The organism is Bradyrhizobium sp. WSM4873, assembly GCF_055811355.1.
Genome location: NZ_JBVVPS010000002.1, coordinates 379,313 through 394,380 on the forward strand (window position 1 = coordinate 379,313; position 15,068 = coordinate 394,380).

General features: G+C 64.7%; 23 protein-coding genes. 12 read left to right on the forward strand and 11 right to left on the reverse strand.

What is annotated here, in order from left to right:
• Positions 1–369: 369 nt before the first annotated feature.
• Positions 370–537, forward strand: a complete 168-nt coding sequence (locus AC0L21_RS05905; protein ID WP_473259156.1) for a hypothetical protein — start codon at positions 370–372, stop codon at positions 535–537.
• Positions 538–1,248: 711 nt separating this feature from the next.
• Here AC0L21_RS05905 and AC0L21_RS05910 read toward each other — a convergent pair.
• Positions 1,249–1,506, reverse strand: a complete 258-nt coding sequence (locus AC0L21_RS05910) for a DUF2798 domain-containing protein (protein WP_473259159.1) — start codon at positions 1,504–1,506, stop codon at positions 1,249–1,251.
• Between the two features lie 261 nt (positions 1,507–1,767).
• Here AC0L21_RS05910 and AC0L21_RS05915 point away from each other — a divergent pair, with 261 nt between their 5' ends.
• Both AC0L21_RS05915 and AC0L21_RS05920 read left to right on the forward strand, forming a co-directional pair.
• Positions 1,768–1,956: a hypothetical protein gene (locus tag AC0L21_RS05915; RefSeq protein WP_473259163.1), complete on the forward strand. Its 189-nt coding sequence runs from the start codon at positions 1,768–1,770 to the stop codon at positions 1,954–1,956.
• Positions 1,957–2,117: 161 nt separating this feature from the next.
• Positions 2,118–2,351 carry a DUF6894 family protein gene (locus AC0L21_RS05920; RefSeq protein WP_027518878.1) on the forward strand — a complete coding sequence of 78 codons (234 nt, stop codon included), beginning with the start codon at positions 2,118–2,120 and terminating at the stop codon, positions 2,349–2,351.
• Positions 2,352–2,360: 9 nt separating this feature from the next.
• Here the strand turns inward: AC0L21_RS05920 and AC0L21_RS05925 are convergent, their stop codons facing one another.
• The gene (locus AC0L21_RS05925) at positions 2,361–2,615 is read right to left on the reverse strand and encodes a hypothetical protein (protein ID WP_473259167.1); all 255 of its coding nucleotides are present in this window, start codon (positions 2,613–2,615) and stop codon (positions 2,361–2,363) included.
• Between the two features lie 105 nt (positions 2,616–2,720).
• Complete coding sequence (locus AC0L21_RS05930; protein ID WP_473259169.1) at positions 2,721–3,032, reverse strand: hypothetical protein; 312 nt, start codon at positions 3,030–3,032, stop codon at positions 2,721–2,723.
• Positions 3,033–3,390: 358 nt separating this feature from the next.
• Between AC0L21_RS05930 and AC0L21_RS05935 the strand changes: the two genes are divergently transcribed.
• Positions 3,391–3,855 carry a PaaI family thioesterase gene (locus AC0L21_RS05935; RefSeq protein ID WP_473259171.1) on the forward strand — a complete coding sequence of 155 codons (465 nt, stop codon included), beginning with the start codon at positions 3,391–3,393 and terminating at the stop codon, positions 3,853–3,855.
• Between the two features lie 104 nt (positions 3,856–3,959).
• On the opposite strand, the gene AC0L21_RS05940 is transcribed toward AC0L21_RS05935, so the two are convergent.
• The gene (locus AC0L21_RS05940; RefSeq protein ID WP_377789346.1) at positions 3,960–4,253 is read right to left on the reverse strand and encodes an HdeA/HdeB family chaperone; all 294 of its coding nucleotides are present in this window, start codon (positions 4,251–4,253) and stop codon (positions 3,960–3,962) included.
• A 180-nt stretch (positions 4,254–4,433) separates the two neighbouring features.
• Here AC0L21_RS05940 and AC0L21_RS05945 point away from each other — a divergent pair, with 180 nt between their 5' ends.
• A complete protein-coding gene (locus tag AC0L21_RS05945) occupies positions 4,434–4,676 on the forward strand; it encodes a PilZ domain-containing protein (RefSeq protein WP_473259174.1) in 243 nt (80 codons plus the stop codon).
• A 46-nt stretch (positions 4,677–4,722) separates the two neighbouring features.
• On the opposite strand, the gene AC0L21_RS05950 is transcribed toward AC0L21_RS05945, so the two are convergent.
• Both AC0L21_RS05950 and AC0L21_RS05955 read right to left on the reverse strand, forming a co-directional pair.
• Positions 4,723–6,759 (reverse strand): pyrroloquinoline quinone-dependent dehydrogenase, encoded by a 2,037-nt coding sequence (locus AC0L21_RS05950; protein WP_473259176.1) that lies wholly within the window; start codon positions 6,757–6,759, stop codon positions 4,723–4,725.
• Between the two features lie 12 nt (positions 6,760–6,771).
• Positions 6,772–7,005: a hypothetical protein gene (locus AC0L21_RS05955; protein ID WP_247400416.1), complete on the reverse strand. Its 234-nt coding sequence runs from the start codon at positions 7,003–7,005 to the stop codon at positions 6,772–6,774.
• A 184-nt stretch (positions 7,006–7,189) separates the two neighbouring features.
• On the opposite strand from AC0L21_RS05955, the gene AC0L21_RS05960 reads away from it, so the two are divergent.
• Together AC0L21_RS05960 and AC0L21_RS05965 are read left to right on the forward strand one after the other, a co-directional pair.
• Positions 7,190–7,594: a hypothetical protein gene (locus AC0L21_RS05960; RefSeq protein WP_473259180.1), complete on the forward strand. Its 405-nt coding sequence runs from the start codon at positions 7,190–7,192 to the stop codon at positions 7,592–7,594.
• Between the two features lie 110 nt (positions 7,595–7,704).
• On the forward strand, positions 7,705–8,037 hold the full coding sequence (locus tag AC0L21_RS05965) for a hypothetical protein (protein ID WP_473259182.1): 333 nt from the start codon (positions 7,705–7,707) through the stop codon (positions 8,035–8,037).
• Between the two features lie 75 nt (positions 8,038–8,112).
• Here AC0L21_RS05965 and AC0L21_RS05970 read toward each other — a convergent pair whose 3' ends face one another.
• The 3 genes from AC0L21_RS05970 to AC0L21_RS05980 are packed head-to-tail and all read right to left on the reverse strand — an operon-like array spanning position 8,113 to position 9,381.
• The gene (locus AC0L21_RS05970; protein WP_473259447.1) at positions 8,113–8,448 is read right to left on the reverse strand and encodes a carboxymuconolactone decarboxylase family protein; all 336 of its coding nucleotides are present in this window, start codon (positions 8,446–8,448) and stop codon (positions 8,113–8,115) included.
• A gap of 31 nt (positions 8,449–8,479) precedes the next feature.
• A complete protein-coding gene (locus AC0L21_RS05975) occupies positions 8,480–8,947 on the reverse strand; it encodes a DUF6691 family protein (protein WP_473259185.1) in 468 nt (155 codons plus the stop codon).
• Positions 8,948–8,952: 5 nt separating this feature from the next.
• On the reverse strand, positions 8,953–9,381 hold the full coding sequence (locus AC0L21_RS05980) for a YeeE/YedE family protein (protein WP_473259187.1): 429 nt from the start codon (positions 9,379–9,381) through the stop codon (positions 8,953–8,955).
• A gap of 95 nt (positions 9,382–9,476) precedes the next feature.
• Between AC0L21_RS05980 and AC0L21_RS05985 the strand changes: the two genes are divergently transcribed.
• The 3 genes from AC0L21_RS05985 (at position 9,477) to AC0L21_RS05995 (ending at position 12,573) form a co-directional block, all read left to right on the forward strand.
• Entirely contained in the window at positions 9,477–9,797 is a 321-nt protein-coding gene (locus AC0L21_RS05985; protein WP_473259190.1) for an ArsR/SmtB family transcription factor, read from the forward strand.
• A gap of 33 nt (positions 9,798–9,830) precedes the next feature.
• Positions 9,831–11,267 (forward strand): cytochrome c oxidase accessory protein CcoG, encoded by a 1,437-nt coding sequence (ccoG, locus tag AC0L21_RS05990; protein ID WP_473259192.1) that lies wholly within the window; start codon positions 9,831–9,833, stop codon positions 11,265–11,267.
• Positions 11,268–11,409: 142 nt separating this feature from the next.
• Positions 11,410–12,573, forward strand: a complete 1,164-nt coding sequence (locus tag AC0L21_RS05995) for a GNAT family N-acetyltransferase (RefSeq protein ID WP_473259194.1) — start codon at positions 11,410–11,412, stop codon at positions 12,571–12,573.
• An 8-nt stretch (positions 12,574–12,581) separates the two neighbouring features.
• Here the strand turns inward: AC0L21_RS05995 and AC0L21_RS06000 are convergent, their stop codons facing one another.
• Entirely contained in the window at positions 12,582–13,247 is a 666-nt protein-coding gene (locus AC0L21_RS06000; protein WP_219685022.1) for a DsbA family oxidoreductase, read from the reverse strand.
• 68 nt (positions 13,248–13,315) lie between these two features.
• Positions 13,316–14,137 carry a helix-turn-helix domain-containing protein gene (locus AC0L21_RS06005; protein WP_473259197.1) on the reverse strand — a complete coding sequence of 274 codons (822 nt, stop codon included), beginning with the start codon at positions 14,135–14,137 and terminating at the stop codon, positions 13,316–13,318.
• 101 nt (positions 14,138–14,238) lie between these two features.
• Here AC0L21_RS06005 and AC0L21_RS06010 point away from each other — a divergent pair, with 101 nt between their 5' ends.
• Positions 14,239–14,469, forward strand: a complete 231-nt coding sequence (locus AC0L21_RS06010) for a hypothetical protein (RefSeq protein ID WP_007612230.1) — start codon at positions 14,239–14,241, stop codon at positions 14,467–14,469.
• Between the two features lie 38 nt (positions 14,470–14,507).
• A complete protein-coding gene (locus AC0L21_RS06015) occupies positions 14,508–14,906 on the forward strand; it encodes a hypothetical protein (RefSeq protein ID WP_473259200.1) in 399 nt (132 codons plus the stop codon).
• Positions 14,907–15,068 lie beyond the last annotated feature (162 nt).

A 15,068-nucleotide genomic window follows, 5' to 3' on the forward strand; every position in this document is an offset into this window, starting at 1 on the left:
ATCCGACCTGTCCTCGGATCGGCAATCTCTGTGATCCTCACGATCTCAGCGTCGCATCGAGTGCACTTCCCATGCTTCGTTGCATGATCCCGATCCGGTTTCATTGTGGCTCCGTTGCCAGATTGAACGAACAATCCGTACGCGGAGAAACGACCGGAGCACCTGATATGGATCAAACCAGGCCGCTGCCAAATTCAACTTAGGCCACTGGGGCTTAGGACAGGCCACTACCCGGATCTTGGCGCTCTCTGACACGCATCAAAGACGGATGCCCTGCGCGCCGTCAGAATTCCGCAATCCTGCGGCACCGAACCTTTCGCGGTCTGCGGTCTTCTCTTGGATGGGACCGTAACTCTGGGGACTTCAGTCATGACGGACAACACGCATCACGATACGATCCGGCGCATTCCGCTGCTGGAGGCGGCGCGGGAGGAGATGAGCAAGTTCGAGCGCAAGGAAAACGAGTTCCGCAAGAAGGACCGCGACGAGCGTGCCGCCGAACTCCTTTTGCCGCTGGACGCGATCAAGGTTCACTAAGGCCGTCGGGACGAGGGCGTAGGAGCCGAGGCCAGCCGGCCGACGCGTCAGGCGTGGCGATGTTCGCCAGCGGCAACGCGCTGGCGACAGTGCCGGAGCGGCCGCCCGTTGATCTCAGGGAATCGGCACAGGAATCGAGATTCGGATCGCCATGGAGGCGAGTCCGAGCCGATATGGTATCCAAATACCACAAGTAAGCCATTGATTGAACGAGGGAATTTGTAGGCGGGCTACTGTGCATGGGGTTATTTTCGTGTTTTTGAAAGGCGCGCATGGGCCTTTCCACCCCGGAGCCGTCTCCCGCAGCCAACACCGCCTACAGCAGAACCAGCAACCCGATCCCGATCACCAGCACGACGAAGCCAGCCGCCGTCGCGGCGGCGAATGACCGCTCTACGTTGTCCATGATGCCACCCCGTTGCCGGCACGCCACGTTTCCCCATGGCAGCACCGTCATTGCGAAATCTCGCCTGCGGTTGTGTCCTGAGTTGTGCGAACGGATGTCGAAATTGGGACCGGTGCGGGGCCAGTGTGCGGCCCCCGCGCTCTTGGCTTTCGCTGCCGCCGGCGGGCCTTGTCAGGCTGTCGTAAGCTGAGCCGGCTAGGGTCGCCTGGCTATGGTGTTGCAGCCCAGCACCTCAGCCTCCAATAACCTTCTCCCCGCTTGGTTCTCCAAGCGGGGTTTTTTCATGCCGATTTTCATGCCGCCTTTCATGCCGGCCGGCCGGTTTGCGAACCGCCCTCCTCCCGCGTCAGGCGCAGCGAGAAGGCGCGGATCGCCGGCGCCGCGAGCAGCACGATCGGCAGCATCGCCGCCCATGCGATCAGCCACGACACCATCCAGTGCGCGAGGAAGTCCAGCGCGTTCCCTACAGGAAGGCTGGCGATGCCCGCGGCGACCAGCGAGGTCAGTCCGGACTGGATGATTCCGAACACGAAATGAGAATAGCGGCGGGGAATGCCCGGCATGACGCGCCCATGTTGCTGACCGTCATCGAACCAAGCAAGGCACATGCCGCCGCGTTCCGGAAGGCGCCCTTACCCATCCCAGGAACTCTGTTCTTGGCCGGAGAACCACGGGAGAGGCCTCGCGCCGCCGCTGGGCGGCAGTGCGTGCGTTTGCGGGATAGCCGTGAGGTATCCGGGGCCTACCGACAGATTGAGCTTTCGCTGGAATATTATGCCGCCCAGCATGTTCTCAGTGATGGAAGTGAATCGTGGGAGATCGCCATGAATCACAGGGGCGTCGAGTTCACCGTCACCAAGACGGCAATTCCCGGGATCTGGCGGTGGCAGTTCCGGATCGGCGAGCAGATCAAGACCGGCAGGACCGAGACCAAGATCGATCTGTTGGCGATCCGGCGGGTGCAGCTGAGGATCGATCGGGAGCTGAAGGCGATCGGGCGCAAAACCGCCTGAACGGCCGCACCGAGATCGTCGGCGGCATGGCTTGCAGGGCGCTCGCCGCGCCCACGGGGCTATTCCGTAGCCGCCCGGAATTGATCTGCCGATGGTTTGGGATTGGACTGCCGCGATTATGGCCGTGGGGACGGAGCCATCAGGCGCGATCGGTACGAACCATGCCGCTCTACTTTTTTCGAATCCGGAACGGCAGCTATTCCGGCTGTGCCGACCAGGCGTCGGAATTTGCCGATCGCGATTTGGCCTGGAAGGAGATGACCAGCGTCTGCGCCGACATGGCCGCCGGCATCGCCCGCAAGCTCCAGGAAAATTCCGAATGGAACATGGAGCTGCTGGACGAGGCCAAGGAGCCCGTGTTCCGGATCCGCATCACATCCGAAACGTTCGAATAGGGGCCAGGCCTAATCCGCGCTGGGCAGCCGCCGCATCGTGAATTCGATGTCGCCGCCGGGCAGCTCGCGCCAGGTCTCGACCGCGCTCATATAGCCGGCCTTGGGGTAGCGGGCGAAGAAAGCCTGCGCCCTCTCCCGCGCCGCCGCGCGCGGCAGCGTGAAGGTCTCGCGCAGATAGCCGTCGCCGGCCCTCGTGCCGGGCTTGCCGCCCATCTTGCGCCGGCGCGCCATCCGCTCGGCGAGATCCCGCGGACGATCGGCCATGTTCTGCTCTCCTCGACGCAATACGCTCCCGCGCAATGTAGGAAGCAGGCCGATCAAAGAGGAGTCCCGGCCGGAGGCATCAACCGCCTCCGATCGGGCAGACGGTCAATTGGCGGTCGTGCCGGATTTCTTCTTCGGCGCACCGGTCGCGGCCGACGCCTTTGGCGCCGCCGCCTGCTTCGGCGGGTCGGAGCGCATGCCGCCCCAGGGATCGTTGGAGGCCTTGGAATCCGGAATCTTCTTCAGCGTCTCCTTGTAGGCCCTGTCACGCTCGGCTTCCGCGGCCTTCTCCTCGGGGGTCTTGCCAGGCCCCTCCTGCAGCAAATTGAGATTGGGCATTTGCGCATAGGCCGGTCCCGCCAGCACGGTCGGTCCCGCCAGAACAGCCAGCACCGCGGCCATACGGAAAAGCTTCATCATGTACTCCTTGATCATCCATGGCGGCGCGGGTCGCCCGTGCCTTGTCACCCCTGTCACAACCGCAGGGGCCGCTCGGCCCGCTAGAGCCGGTCCGATCTGCACGATTTCGGCGCATGGAGCCAGTCGTCCCAGATCGGGCCGCACTTGGTGCACCCGTTCAGCAACAGGCCGAGCCCGGCCAGACAAAACACGAGGACATACCGACGCAACATCACCCACCCATACCCACTCCGTGGCATCATACCGGGCGAAGTCAGGCATTTTCAAGCCGACGGGCCCGTAGCAGACCGGTGACTTTGCCGCGCCGGTCCGCTCGGAATGCCGAACATGCGACAATACGGAGGGAACGACAGCAATGCCATCGCAGCCAGAAGCCGAGTTCGGCATCTCTGAGGCCCGACGCATCCTCGGCGAAGTCTTTGCCCCCTGGGTCCAGGATCTCAATCTGTCGGTCGAGCGCATCGAGCACCTGCCGCCGCCGAACGTGCCGGACTGGCAGCCGGCAGCGCTCCTGCGCATGCCGTTCTCGGAACGGCTGTGCCGCAACGGCGGCGTGGTCTGCGGCCAGGCGCTGATGGCACTCGCCGACACCGCGATGGTGATCGCAAACCTCGCCGCCAACCGCGGCTATCGTCCGATGACCACCGTCGACCAGACCACGCATTTCATGCGCGCAGTCTCCTCGTCGGACGTGCTGGCCGACGCCCGCGTGGTGCGACTCGGGCGCACCATGAGCTTTGGCCGGGTCACGCTGCTCTCGGCCACCGACAACAAGCCGGTGGCGATGGTGTCGAGCGCGTTCGCGATGCTGCCGGGGTGAGCATCAAAGAAGAAAGCCGCGTGAGCGCACAGCGCACCGCGGCTCTCGATGGCGTCATGTCGAGACAGGAAGCGCGATCGCGCGTCGCGCCGTCACGGCAGAAGCTACTTGCCGAGCACTTCGTCAGCCGCGGTGACGATGCTGACGTTCGGATTTTTTCCGCAATAGCTGCCGAACTGCTTGGCGTTCTCGACGAACACGTCGGTGTCGATGATCGCGTTCTCTTCATCGCCCTTGTACCAGCCGTCCATCCAGGTCAGCACCATCTTGATGGTATCGTCGCCGCTCTCCAGGAACTGCTTGCAGCTCATGGTCGCGAGATCGAGCTTGGCGGCGTGGGCGGGCATGGACGAGAGCGAGAGCGCTGCGGCGAACAGAAGCGAAAACGTGGTCTTCATCAATATCTCCATCGGCGCGTAGCGCCACAAAGGAACGGCTTGGGGGAAAATCGGCGGAGTGACTTCCGCTTCGACGTCGTAAACGAAATCTGAAGCACTGTGCAAGTAGCGCCAGTATTGAGTTTAGTTCAACGTAATTTCTATGCACTACTTCACAAATATCATTATGGATTAACGCGGATGATCGAGAAGCGTGCAGCGCAGCGTTACCGTGTTTTCAAGGGTGGAACGATCACCTTTGAAAATTGCGGCATCACGTGCACGGTGCGAAATATGTCGGCGGACGGCGCCGCAATCGACCTCGATGCCCTCGTCACATTGCCGCAATCGTTCACACTCGCGATCGCGCGCGACAATTTCGTGCGCAAATGCCGCCCCGTCTGGCGCCACGAAAGGCGCATCGGCCTCGCTTTCGTACAGTAGTGCACATGATGTGAATGATCGTTCGCATCGCGCGCGCGATGCCGCGTCATGTTCGCGCGCTACGTCGCCGGCGCCGCGAGCGCAGGCTTGCGACAACGAGCGCGACAATCGCGAGCGCGATCACCGATGATGCCGCAAAAAATCGTCCACCGGGGCGATCGATGGTACGCGACCACAGCGACGGCCCCTCGCCCGGCCGTGCCAGGCGAAACGCAACGACGCTGTCGCCGATCGAGGTGCCTGCCTCGGAGTGGCCACCGGCGCCGATCGCGACATACTGCTCGCCCTTCCAGAGATAGGTCATGGGATTGGCGACGCCGGGCACGGGCAGCCGACCCTGCCACAGCTCCCTGCCGCTGCGCGCATCGAAGGCGCGCAAATAGGCGTCCATCGCTCCGGTGAAGACGAGCCCGCCTGCCGTGACCGCGAGCCCGTTGACGAGCGGCGCACCCCACGGCAGCGGCACGCCGAGCGGGGCGAGATCCTCGGTGGTGCCGACCGTCGAACGCCAGAGGATCTTGCCGGCCTTCAGATCGACCGCGACCATCTCGCCCCAGGGCGGCTTGTTGCAAAGAAACCCGAGCGGCGACATTACGACCGCACGCGACATCGCAAACGGCGCACCATTCTGCTGGCCGAAATCATGACCGGGCGGAGGATCGAATCCGGTCGCCTCCGCCCGCGGAATCAGCTTGATGAGATGAACGGCCCGGCTGGTATTGGCATAGAGGACCTGGTTGAGGGGATCGAAGGCTGCGCTGCCCCAGTTGACGCCGCCGCCGGTGAAAGGGAACTCCAGCGTGCCTTGCGTTGAGGGTGGCGTGTACAGGCCCTCGTTGCGTGCCTCCGCGAACTGCTTCTCGCAAGCTGAGCGGCGCAGGCCAGGAACGAGCGAGAGCGCATCCTCAGTCGAGATTTTTTGCGACATCAGCGGTGGCACATGCGTTGGGAATGGCTGCGTGGGCGACAGCCGTTCGCCTTCCGCGGCCCCCTGCGGGACGCTGCGCTCCTCGACCGGCCATACCGGCTTGCCGGTGTCGCGATCGAGCACGAAGACAAAGCCCTGCTTGGTCGGCTGGATCACGACGTCGCGCTGACCTTCGTCGGTGTCGATGCGCGTGAGTGTCGGCTGCGCCGGCAGATCGTAATCCCAGACGTCGTGATGCACGGTCTGGAATCCCCATACGAGCTCGCCGGTCTCGATGCGCAGCGCGACCACCGAATTGGCATGCTCGTTGTTGCCCGGCCGCTTGCCGCCCCAAAAATCCGGCGACGGCGAGGACGTCGGCAGGAATACCAGTCCGCGCGCCGCGTCGACCGACATCGGCGCCCAGACATTGGCGTGACCGGCTTCGATGCCGTCGCGCTTGAGCGGCTCGAAGGTCCAGCGCGGCTGACCGCTGCGCGCATCGAACGCGCGCACCATACCGCTCGGCGCGTCGACGCGGCGGTTGTCGCCGATCGCGGAGCCGACCACGACGACCCCGCGCCCGACCGCCGGCGGCGAGGTGATCTGGAATTCGCCGGGCCATTCCAGCTTCATGCCGATATCGGGCCTGACCTCACCACCCCTGCCGAATCCGCCACAGGGGATTCCCGTCTTCGCATCGAGCGCGATCAGACGAACATCGTTGGTGCCCATGAAGATGCGCGATCGACATGCGGCATCTACAGGCGCCTCGTCGTCGATCCAGTAAGTGACGCCGCGGCAGACGTAACGATTGGCGGGACGCTGGTTGATCGCGATCTTGGGATCGTAGCGCCATTTCTGCGCGCCCGTGCCGGGATCGAGCGCGATCACCTCGTTGAAGGGCGAGCAGAAGACCAGGCTGTCCTCGACGAACAGCGGCGTCGCCTGGAATTTGGTTCGCCGCATCACCCCGGGCGGCCGCGCCGCGAGATCGCCCGTGTGGAATTCGAAGGCCCGCACCAGGTTGCCGACATTGCCGGGCGTGATCTCTCGCAATAGCGAGAAGCGCGAGCCACCGGGATCGCCACCCCAGCTCTCCCAAGCGATGCCTGGCCACGACGAAAACAAGAGGAGCGTGACGAGAGCGGCCGAATAGCACGGGCGGCTCGCCAACGCCCGCCTCACCTATTTCGGCTTCTTGGCAGGTTCAGGCGGCCGCGCCCCGCTCCACGGATCGTACTTCTCCTTGGACTCGGGAATGCGCTCGAGTGCGGCCTTGTAGGCCTTCTCGTCGACCTTGGGCTTGTTGTCCGCCTTCTGGCCGCCCTCGTTAGGCTGACGCCTGCCGCCTCCCATCTGCGCCTGCGCGGAGGCAACCGCCAGCGCCAGCACGGCGGCCGCTATGATCAAAATCCTCATGGGCGCAATCCCCCTCGTCTAGGGTACAAACTAGCCGGCAATTATCGAATAGCCAATGCTGCGGGCTCCGGAGCTTGAGCAAATCCTGACTTCAGGAAATCCCGGCTTCAGCAAATCTTGATCGGCCGGGTCTTCGTCGGATCGCATTCGTGCCTATGTTTTGGCCCGCAGGGGACCTTCACGGATGTTACGGATTATTGCTCATGCCGCGCTGATCGCCAGCGCGCTCGCGCTCGGGGCCTGCGGCTTTGCGGACAGCCGCGCACCGGTGCCCGAGTTCATGCGCATGAAGGAGGCCGAGCAGCCTCCGCCCGAATCCCCCCCCGACGTCAAACGCGTCGTGCGCGAGCAGATCGAATTCGTCTTCCTCAGCACGTCCTATCCGCGCGAGGTGCATGTCGCCACACCCCATCGAGAGGTGCGGGGATCGGGTTGGACAGCTTGCGTCCGAGCCCACCTCACCTCGGCGACCGGCTCGCCGCTCGGGCCACAGACCTACATCGTGACCATATCAAGCGGAAAGGTGGTCGATCGCCGCCGCGCCGAAGCGGACGACATCTGCGGGTCGGAAAGCTACGAGCCGATCTAGGGAACGGATCAAGCCGACATCCGATCCGGTTCCGGGAAAAACCTGTAATTTTGCCGGAACGATCACGGCCTCCCCTTCTTGTTACCGCCGAGGGCAGTTTCGAGGAGGACATGATGAGGACATTCACGATTGCGTTGCTGACTGGTGTCGGAGCCTTGGCAGCGGTGAGCGGCGCGAAGGCCGCCGACGTTTACACGAGCAGCGAATACACCAGCCCCGATCTCGTCCAGCAAGTGCGACTGGTCTGCGATGATTCCGGCAATTGCTATCGCGCCCGCGGCGGCTCGCGCGTGATCGTGCGCGACTCCTACGCGACCATGCCGCGCGACCGCTACTATGAGCGCCGCACCTATCGCGACTGGGACGACGGTCCGCGCGGCGGCGTCGGCATCCGCGCGCCCGGCGTCAGTGTGGGCGTCGGTGTCGGCGGCGACCGCTGGTAATCGATGAAGCCACGACAGGCGGGACCCGACGAGACAACTCGCCCGGTCCCGCCTCTGCAATTCGCATCGCAGACGTCAGGCGGCAAGCGTCTGCTGCTGGAACTGCTCGTAGGCCGCGATCGCATCCGCGGCATACATCAGCGATGGCCCACCACCCATATAGACGGCCATGCCGAGCGTTTCCTCGACCTCCTCGCGCGTTGCACCGAGCTTGACCAGGGCTTCGGTATGGAAGCCGATACAGCCGTCGCAATGCGCGGCAACGCCGAGCGCGAGCGCAATCATTTCCTTGGTCTTCTTGTCCAGCGCGCCGTCGCGCGTGGCGGCCTGGGCAAGCGCGGCAAATCCTTTCATGGTGTCCGGAATGTCACTGCGCAGCTTGCGCAGGTTGGCGGAGATTTGGCGGGTAATTCTTGTCCATGACTTACTCTCTGCGTTTACTCTAGGTGTCGAACGGGTCGGCCGGCGTGATGAAGCGCGTCAACGACGGCAGGTGAGCGATGAAACGGGCGAGCACCATGCCGGCACTCATTGCAGCGACGAAGATGACGGCGGACACGGAGCCAAATCCAAGCGCGGTCAGCGCCGGCCCCGGACAGAAGCCCGCCAGTCCCCAACCCACCCCGAAGATCGCGGGGCCTGCGATGATCCTGGGGTCGATGTCGCTTCGCGTTGGAAGATAAAATCGTTCGGCGAAGTAGGGACGCGCGAGCTTCAGGACCCGTTTGAAGCCGGTGAAAGTCACGGCCACCGCGCCGGCCATCACGAAGGCAAGGCTCGCATCCCACGTCCCCGCAGGAATGCCGCCGACGTCGAGGAAGTTCAGGACCTTCGCCGGATTCGCCATGCCCGAGACGATCAGGCCGAGGCCGAAGATCACGCCGATCAAGAATTGAACCGGTATAGCCATCGCCATCAGGTCCCGTGCCGCATCACGAGGACCGTCGCCATGCCGGTCGCCATGAAAGTCATGGTCGCGACCAGCGAGCGCGCCGAGAGCCGCGACAGGCCGCAGACGCCGTGGCCGGAGGTGCAGCCACTGCCCCAGACCGAACCGAAACCCGTGAGCAAGCCGCCGACAATCAAAACGACCGGCTGCGCCTCGATCGTCTGCGCCGGCAGGCTTCCGGTGACGAGCAGCACCAGCACGGGCGCGGCGACGAGGCCCGCGACGAAGGCAAGCCGGCCAGGAAATTGGCGGTCCTCGTAAGGGGGAAACAGTCGCGCTGCGATGCCGCTGACGCCGGCGATTCGCCCCGTCGCCCACATCAGCAGAACGGCAGACAAGCCGATCAGCGCACCGCCAACAAGAGAGGCGATTGGCGTAAATGATGTCGAGACCATGCGACCTCCGGATCGAGAGCACGCCCGGCGCGGGCACCGGATACCATTACTTTAGCGCTTTCGTATTTTCGAATATACTAATATACATGTAGGCCATGAAACGCAAGGTCCGCAATCAAGAGTTGGTCGCGCTTGAGGAGAAGGCCGAGGAGGCTTCCCGCCTCCTCACGGCCATGGGCAATCCGAAGCGGCTGCTGGTCCTCTGCAACATGCTGGACGGCGAGAAGTCGGTCGGCGAGCTCGCCGACATCGCAGGCCTGTCGTCGGCCGCACTATCTCAGCATCTCGGCAAGATGCGCGCATTGAGCCTGGTCAAACCCAGAAGGGATGGTCAGACGGTATACTACAGCATCGCGAGCCAGGAAGTCCGCTCGTTGCTGGAGACGCTGTACCGCCTCTTCTGCACTCCCGGATAGGCGCTCGCCCGCGCTAGACGCGAGGAACGCAGGATGACCGACGACACCATCATCGAAGGCCCGCTCTACGAGAAGCGGAAGAAGGTCTATCCGCAATCGGTCCACGGGCCGTTCCGCCGCATCAAATGGGCGATCCTCTGCGTCACGCTCGGGACCTATTATCTGCTGCCCTTCATTCGCTGGAACCGCGGACCCGGCCTGCCGGACCAGGCTGTCCTGGTCGACTTGCCGCATCGCCGCTTCTATTTCTTCTTCATCGAGCTGTGGCCGCAGGAAGTCTATTACTTCACGGGCCTGCTCATCATTGCCGCCATGGCGCTGTTCCTGATGAACGCGGTGGCCGGTCGTATCTGGTGCGGCTACATGTGCCCGCAGACGTTATGGACCGATTTGTTCTATGCAGTGGAACGCTGGGTCGAGGGCGACCGGCGCGAGCGCATGCTGGGCGACAAGCGCTACTGGACCTTTGGTCACATCCGAAAGGTCGCAACCAAGCACTTTCTCTGGATCATGATCGCCTGGTGGACCGGCGGCGCCTGGGTGCTCTATTTCGCTGACGCGCCGACGCTGGTGAAGGAGCTCGCCACTTTCCAGGCCCCCTTCATCGCCTATCTCTGGATCGGCATCCTGACCGCAACGACCTACGTCTTTGCAGGCCACGCCCGCGAGCAGATGTGCATCTACATGTGTCCCTGGCCGCGCATCCAGGCGGCGCTGACCGACGAATGGGCACTCAACGTCACGTATCGCCGCGACCGTGGCGAGCCACGCATGTCGGTGAAGAAGGCGCACGTCGCCCGCACCCAGGGCGACATCGCGGGCGACTGCATCGACTGCCAGCAGTGCATCAATGTCTGCCCGACCGGCGTCGACATTCGTCACGGCATCCAGCTCGGCTGCATCCAATGCGGCCTGTGCATCGATGCCTGCGACAACGTCATGCGCGAGATCGGCCGGCCCGCCGGCCTGATCGGCTATGATACCGACATCAACATGCAGCGCCGGAGCGAGGGCAAGGCGCCGATTTACCGCATCATCCGCGCGCGCACCCTGATCTATACCGCGGCCATTGCCATCGTTGGCGGCATCATGCTCTACGCGCTCGCCACGCGCGCGACGATGGACGTCAATGTGCTGCACGAGCGCAATCCACTCTTCGTTCAGCTCGCCGACGGCGGCGTTCGCAACGACTACACCGTGCGCATTCTCAACAAGGGCGCGCAGCGGTCGTTTGCGCTCGAGGTCTCCGGCCCGGGCGCGACAATTCGCGTCGCCGGCATCGAGACCGGAGCTGACGGCAAGCCCGTCGTCGAGGTCGGGCAGGATCAAACCCGCGAGGTCCGGCTGTCGGTGCAGGTCGGCCCGACCCAGTTGCCGCAGACCTCGCGCGACATCGACATCAGGATCACCGACAGCGCCGGCGGCGGACGTGCAAGCGCCCGCGACCATTTCGTACCGGGTGACCGCTAGGCACCGTCTCCCGCGGTATCCGGCGGCTCGCGGCCGGATGCTCAACGAGACGTTAATATTACCACTCGAATTGAAGCGGCGTCCCAACGGTATTTTCCAATCTTTGCGCTAAGCATGGCCTCCTGAACGGGGACGACGGGACGTGGTCGACATCGCGCACCAGGATGCGATCAAGCCGGCATCGGCAAAGCATGCCGCGGCGGCGCGTGCGCGCGTCCCGCTCACGGCGATCGAACCCGGCCAGTGGCGCGCACTCGCGCAGCGCGCGATCGAGCCGAACGGATATTACCTGCCGGGCTGGGAACTCGCTGTCAGCGCAACCGCGCGCGACCGCACCGATGCCTCGGCGCTTCCGGCATGCAATGGATCGCGGCTGATCGGGTTGATGCCGGTGGTCTCGCTCTGGCGCGCATGGAAGATCCCCCTGCCCGCGCTGGTGAGCGCGCATCCCTACGGCACGCTGTGCAGCCCCCTGATCGACCGCGATGCCCCGATCGAGGCAGCGGCGCGGCTGTTGGAGCAGGCCCGCGCGGCCGGAGCGCATGCGCTCGTGCTGAACGACGTCGCGCTCGATGGGGCGGCAATGACTGCCCTCAAAGAGATTCTGAATCGCGACGGCTTGAAGCCGCGCCTCCTGAACTCCTACGTCCGCGCCAGTCTCGACGCGACGCAAGACTGTGAGACGCTGCTACGCGACGCGCTCGGCACCAAGAAGCTCAAGGAGCTACGCCGCCAACGGCATCGCCTCGAAGATCACGGCGCCGTCGTGTTCGACGTCGCGCGCAGCCCCGATGAGATCGGGCCGGCGCTCGAGACATTCCTGCAGCTCGAAGCCAGTGGCTGGAAAGGCAAGCGAGGCACCGCACTGGTCCAGCATGCCGGCGATGCAACCTTCATCCGCCGCGCCGTTCCCGCGCTGGCAGAAACCGCGCAATGCGAGATCATCACCCTTCGCGCCGGCGCCACGCCGGTGGCCGCCGGTATCGTGCTGCACCATCAGGATCGCGCTTTCTTCTTCAAGCTCGGTATCGACGAGCGCTTTGCCAGATATTCGCCCGGCGTGCAGCTCACGCTCGAGCTCACCCGCCGCCTTTGCGCCGATCCCGCCATCGCCAGCGCGGATTCCACCGCAAGCGCCGATCATCCCATGATCAACCCGATATGGCGCGGGCGCTTCGCCGTCGGCGACGTGCTGATACCGTTGCGGCGGAACGACCCGATCGTGGCGCTCGTTCACGGAGCGCTCGCGGCGCACGGCATCGCCTACGCGGCGGCGCGCCGCGCAGTTCGCCTGCTTCGTAAATAGGATAACTCCTACTCCGCCGCCTGGGCGTTGATCTCCGCCGAGACCTCGCGGATGGCGCGCGCGAGCATGTTGGGATCCTGCGCGCCGGAGACGGCGTATTTTTGCGCGAACACGTAGGTCGGCACGCCGGAGATGCCTTTCTCGGCGGCTTCCTGCGCGTCCGCCGATACGCGCGCGACGTCCTCGTCGGTCACAAGGCGCTTGCGCACGTCGTCGGCATCGAGGCCGACATCGGCAGCCGCCTGCACAAGCACGTTCAAATCGGTGAGGTCGCCGCCGTCGCGGAAGTAGAGCTCCATCAGGCGCTGCTTCATCTCGGGCGCCTTGCCGATCGCCTCGGCCCAGAGGATCAGGCGGTGGCAGTCGGTGGTGTTGGGCTGACGCGCGACAAGCTCGGGCCGATAGACGAGCCCCTCTTCGCCCGCGGCCGCAACGACGCGTCCGGCAATGCCCTTATAGGCCTCGACCGAGCCGAACTTCTTGGTGAGATACTCTTCCCGGCTGATGCCCTCGGACGGCACCCACGGATTGAGGAAGAAGGGACGGAAATTGAGCTTGACCGGAACATCGGGCACCAGCGCCAGCGCGCTCTCGATCCGGTGCTTGCCGATATAGCACCAGGGGCACACCACGTCGGAAACGACGTCGATCTGGAGCGGCTTTAGGGTGCTCATGAGCGCCTCCTTCGGGCGTTGCGGGTTTGTGGCCAAAGATAAGCCGAACCCGTTCCGAGGCAAGGCCGCTAGCTCATGGCTGCTGCCATTTGTCGGAGCCGCTCGGCAGTGCGCTCGTCGGCCGGGAAGAAGGTTTCCAGAGCCAGCTCCGACAGCGTGATATCGACGGGCGTACCGAACACCATGGTGGTGGAGAAGAAACTTAGTATCTCCCCGTCGTGTCGCAGCTTGAAAGGGATCGCGACATTGTCGCTCGACAGCGGCGCCGCGCGCGCCGGGATCGGATAGCGCTTTAGGTCGTTGTACAGCTTGATCAGCTCGGGATCGGCGGTCGCCTCGCATTGCCGGTGCAGCCGCTCCAGCAGATGTCCGCACCATTCCGCGAGATTGACCGTGCGCGGCGCCAGCGCCTCGGGATGGAAGGCGAGCCTCAGCACGTTGAAGGGCTGACCGAGCAGCCGCTGCGGAATGCCGGCGAGCAGCGGCGCCAGCATGCGGTTGGCCGAAACCAGATTCCAGTGCCGGTCATAGGCCAGCGCCGGATTGGGCTCATGCGCCCTGAGGACGAGGTCGATCGCCTGGCGGGCTGATTTCAAGGCGGGATCCTCCAGCGGGCGCTGTGGAAAGGCGGGGGCATAGCCGGCGGCGACCAGCAGCACGTTGCGTTCGCGCAACGGCACGTCGAGGCGCTCGGCGAGTCTGAGCACCATGTCGCGCGAGGGTGCGGCACGGCCGGTCTCGACGAAGCTCAAATGCCGCGCCGAGATGTCGGCCTCGCCGGCGAGATCGAGCTGGCTCATGCGGCGGCGCTGCCGCCATTCGCGCAAATGGTCGCCGATATGGACCGGCTGGCTGCGTTCGGCCTGTGCCGTGGATGCATGTGCGTTCATGGTCGAAAACCTAGCACGCAGATTTCGGCCCTTCCATTACGTCGGAGGTAATCGAATTGGGCCTTGGGTCGGCGCATCTTGGGTCGCACCAGGAGACGACCATGATCGCACTGCTGCTCTACCGGACCATCACAGACCACCTTGTTCCCTGGGCCATGGCGCTCGCAACCCGGATGCTGGCGCGCAGCCTCAACATGCCGGAGCCGCTGGTGCATTCGACCGGCGACTATGTCGTCGCGCAGGTCACAGCCTTCGAGCACAGCGTCGGCAGGAGCCTCTGCCCGTTCCGCCTTGCCCGCCTGCTCCGCGCCTGGTGGCGCGGATGGCACTGAGTTTCACCTCGAGCCCACCCTAACCATGGAGACCCACGATGATCGACGCATCCACCTTCCTTCGCCGCGCACTTCTTGCCGACGCCATCTTCAGCGGCGTCGCCGCTCTCGGTTTCACTTTCGGCGCCAGCGCGTTCGCGTCGCTGTTCAACCTGCCCGACGCGCTGCTGCGTGAGACCGGCCTGTTCCTGATCGCCTACACCGCACTCGTCGGCTGGCTGGCCTCACGCGCCTCCGTGGCAAAGCCGCTCGTGCTGCTGGTCGTGGTCGGCAACGCAGCCTGGACGCTCGGCAGCATCGCGCTGCTGCTCTCGGGCGCGGTGTCGCCGAACCTTGCCGGCGAGCTCATGGTCGTGGCGCAGGCAATCGCGACCGGCGTGTTTGCCGAACTGCAATATGTGGGATTGCGCAAGAGCGGGAGTGTGCTGGCCGCGTGAGGCCACAATCACTCGCTGTCGTGGGGGGGGGGGGGGGGGGGGGGGCGGGGAGAAGAAAGAGGGGGGGGGGGGGGGGGGGGGGGGGGGGTGGGGCCGGGGGGGCGGGGGGGGGGGGGCGGGGGCGGGGCCCGGGCGGGGGAGGGGGGGGGGGTTGGTGGGGGG

Coding starts and splice junctions, on each gene's coding strand:
- AC0L21_RS05935 (WP_473259171.1), top strand. CDS start 3,391: ATGCCATCGCAGCCAGAAGCCGAGTTCGGCATCTCTGAGGCCCGACGC.
- AC0L21_RS05980 (WP_473259187.1), bottom strand. CDS start 9,381: ATGGTCTCGACATCATTTACGCCAATCGCCTCTCTTGTTGGCGGTGCG.
- AC0L21_RS06015 (WP_473259200.1), top strand. CDS start 14,508: ATGATCGACGCATCCACCTTCCTTCGCCGCGCACTTCTTGCCGACGCC.
- AC0L21_RS05960 (WP_473259180.1), top strand. CDS start 7,190: ATGTTACGGATTATTGCTCATGCCGCGCTGATCGCCAGCGCGCTCGCG.
- AC0L21_RS05905 (WP_473259156.1), top strand. CDS start 370: ATGACGGACAACACGCATCACGATACGATCCGGCGCATTCCGCTGCTG.
- AC0L21_RS05915 (WP_473259163.1), top strand. CDS start 1,768: ATGAATCACAGGGGCGTCGAGTTCACCGTCACCAAGACGGCAATTCCC.
- AC0L21_RS05965 (WP_473259182.1), top strand. CDS start 7,705: ATGATGAGGACATTCACGATTGCGTTGCTGACTGGTGTCGGAGCCTTG.
- AC0L21_RS06005 (WP_473259197.1), bottom strand. CDS start 14,137: ATGAACGCACATGCATCCACGGCACAGGCCGAACGCAGCCAGCCGGTC.
- AC0L21_RS05930 (WP_473259169.1), bottom strand. CDS start 3,032: ATGAAGCTTTTCCGTATGGCCGCGGTGCTGGCTGTTCTGGCGGGACCG.
- AC0L21_RS06000 (WP_219685022.1), bottom strand. CDS start 13,247: ATGAGCACCCTAAAGCCGCTCCAGATCGACGTCGTTTCCGACGTGGTG.
- AC0L21_RS05945 (WP_473259174.1), top strand. CDS start 4,434: ATGATCGAGAAGCGTGCAGCGCAGCGTTACCGTGTTTTCAAGGGTGGA.
- AC0L21_RS05925 (WP_473259167.1), bottom strand. CDS start 2,615: ATGGCCGATCGTCCGCGGGATCTCGCCGAGCGGATGGCGCGCCGGCGC.
- AC0L21_RS05940 (WP_377789346.1), bottom strand. CDS start 4,253: ATGAAGACCACGTTTTCGCTTCTGTTCGCCGCAGCGCTCTCGCTCTCG.
- AC0L21_RS06010 (WP_007612230.1), top strand. CDS start 14,239: ATGATCGCACTGCTGCTCTACCGGACCATCACAGACCACCTTGTTCCC.
- AC0L21_RS05955 (WP_247400416.1), bottom strand. CDS start 7,005: ATGAGGATTTTGATCATAGCGGCCGCCGTGCTGGCGCTGGCGGTTGCC.
- AC0L21_RS05920 (WP_027518878.1), top strand. CDS start 2,118: ATGCCGCTCTACTTTTTTCGAATCCGGAACGGCAGCTATTCCGGCTGT.
- ccoG (WP_473259192.1), top strand. CDS start 9,831: ATGACCGACGACACCATCATCGAAGGCCCGCTCTACGAGAAGCGGAAG.
- AC0L21_RS05910 (WP_473259159.1), bottom strand. CDS start 1,506: ATGCCGGGCATTCCCCGCCGCTATTCTCATTTCGTGTTCGGAATCATC.
- AC0L21_RS05975 (WP_473259185.1), bottom strand. CDS start 8,947: ATGGCTATACCGGTTCAATTCTTGATCGGCGTGATCTTCGGCCTCGGC.
- AC0L21_RS05985 (WP_473259190.1), top strand. CDS start 9,477: ATGAAACGCAAGGTCCGCAATCAAGAGTTGGTCGCGCTTGAGGAGAAG.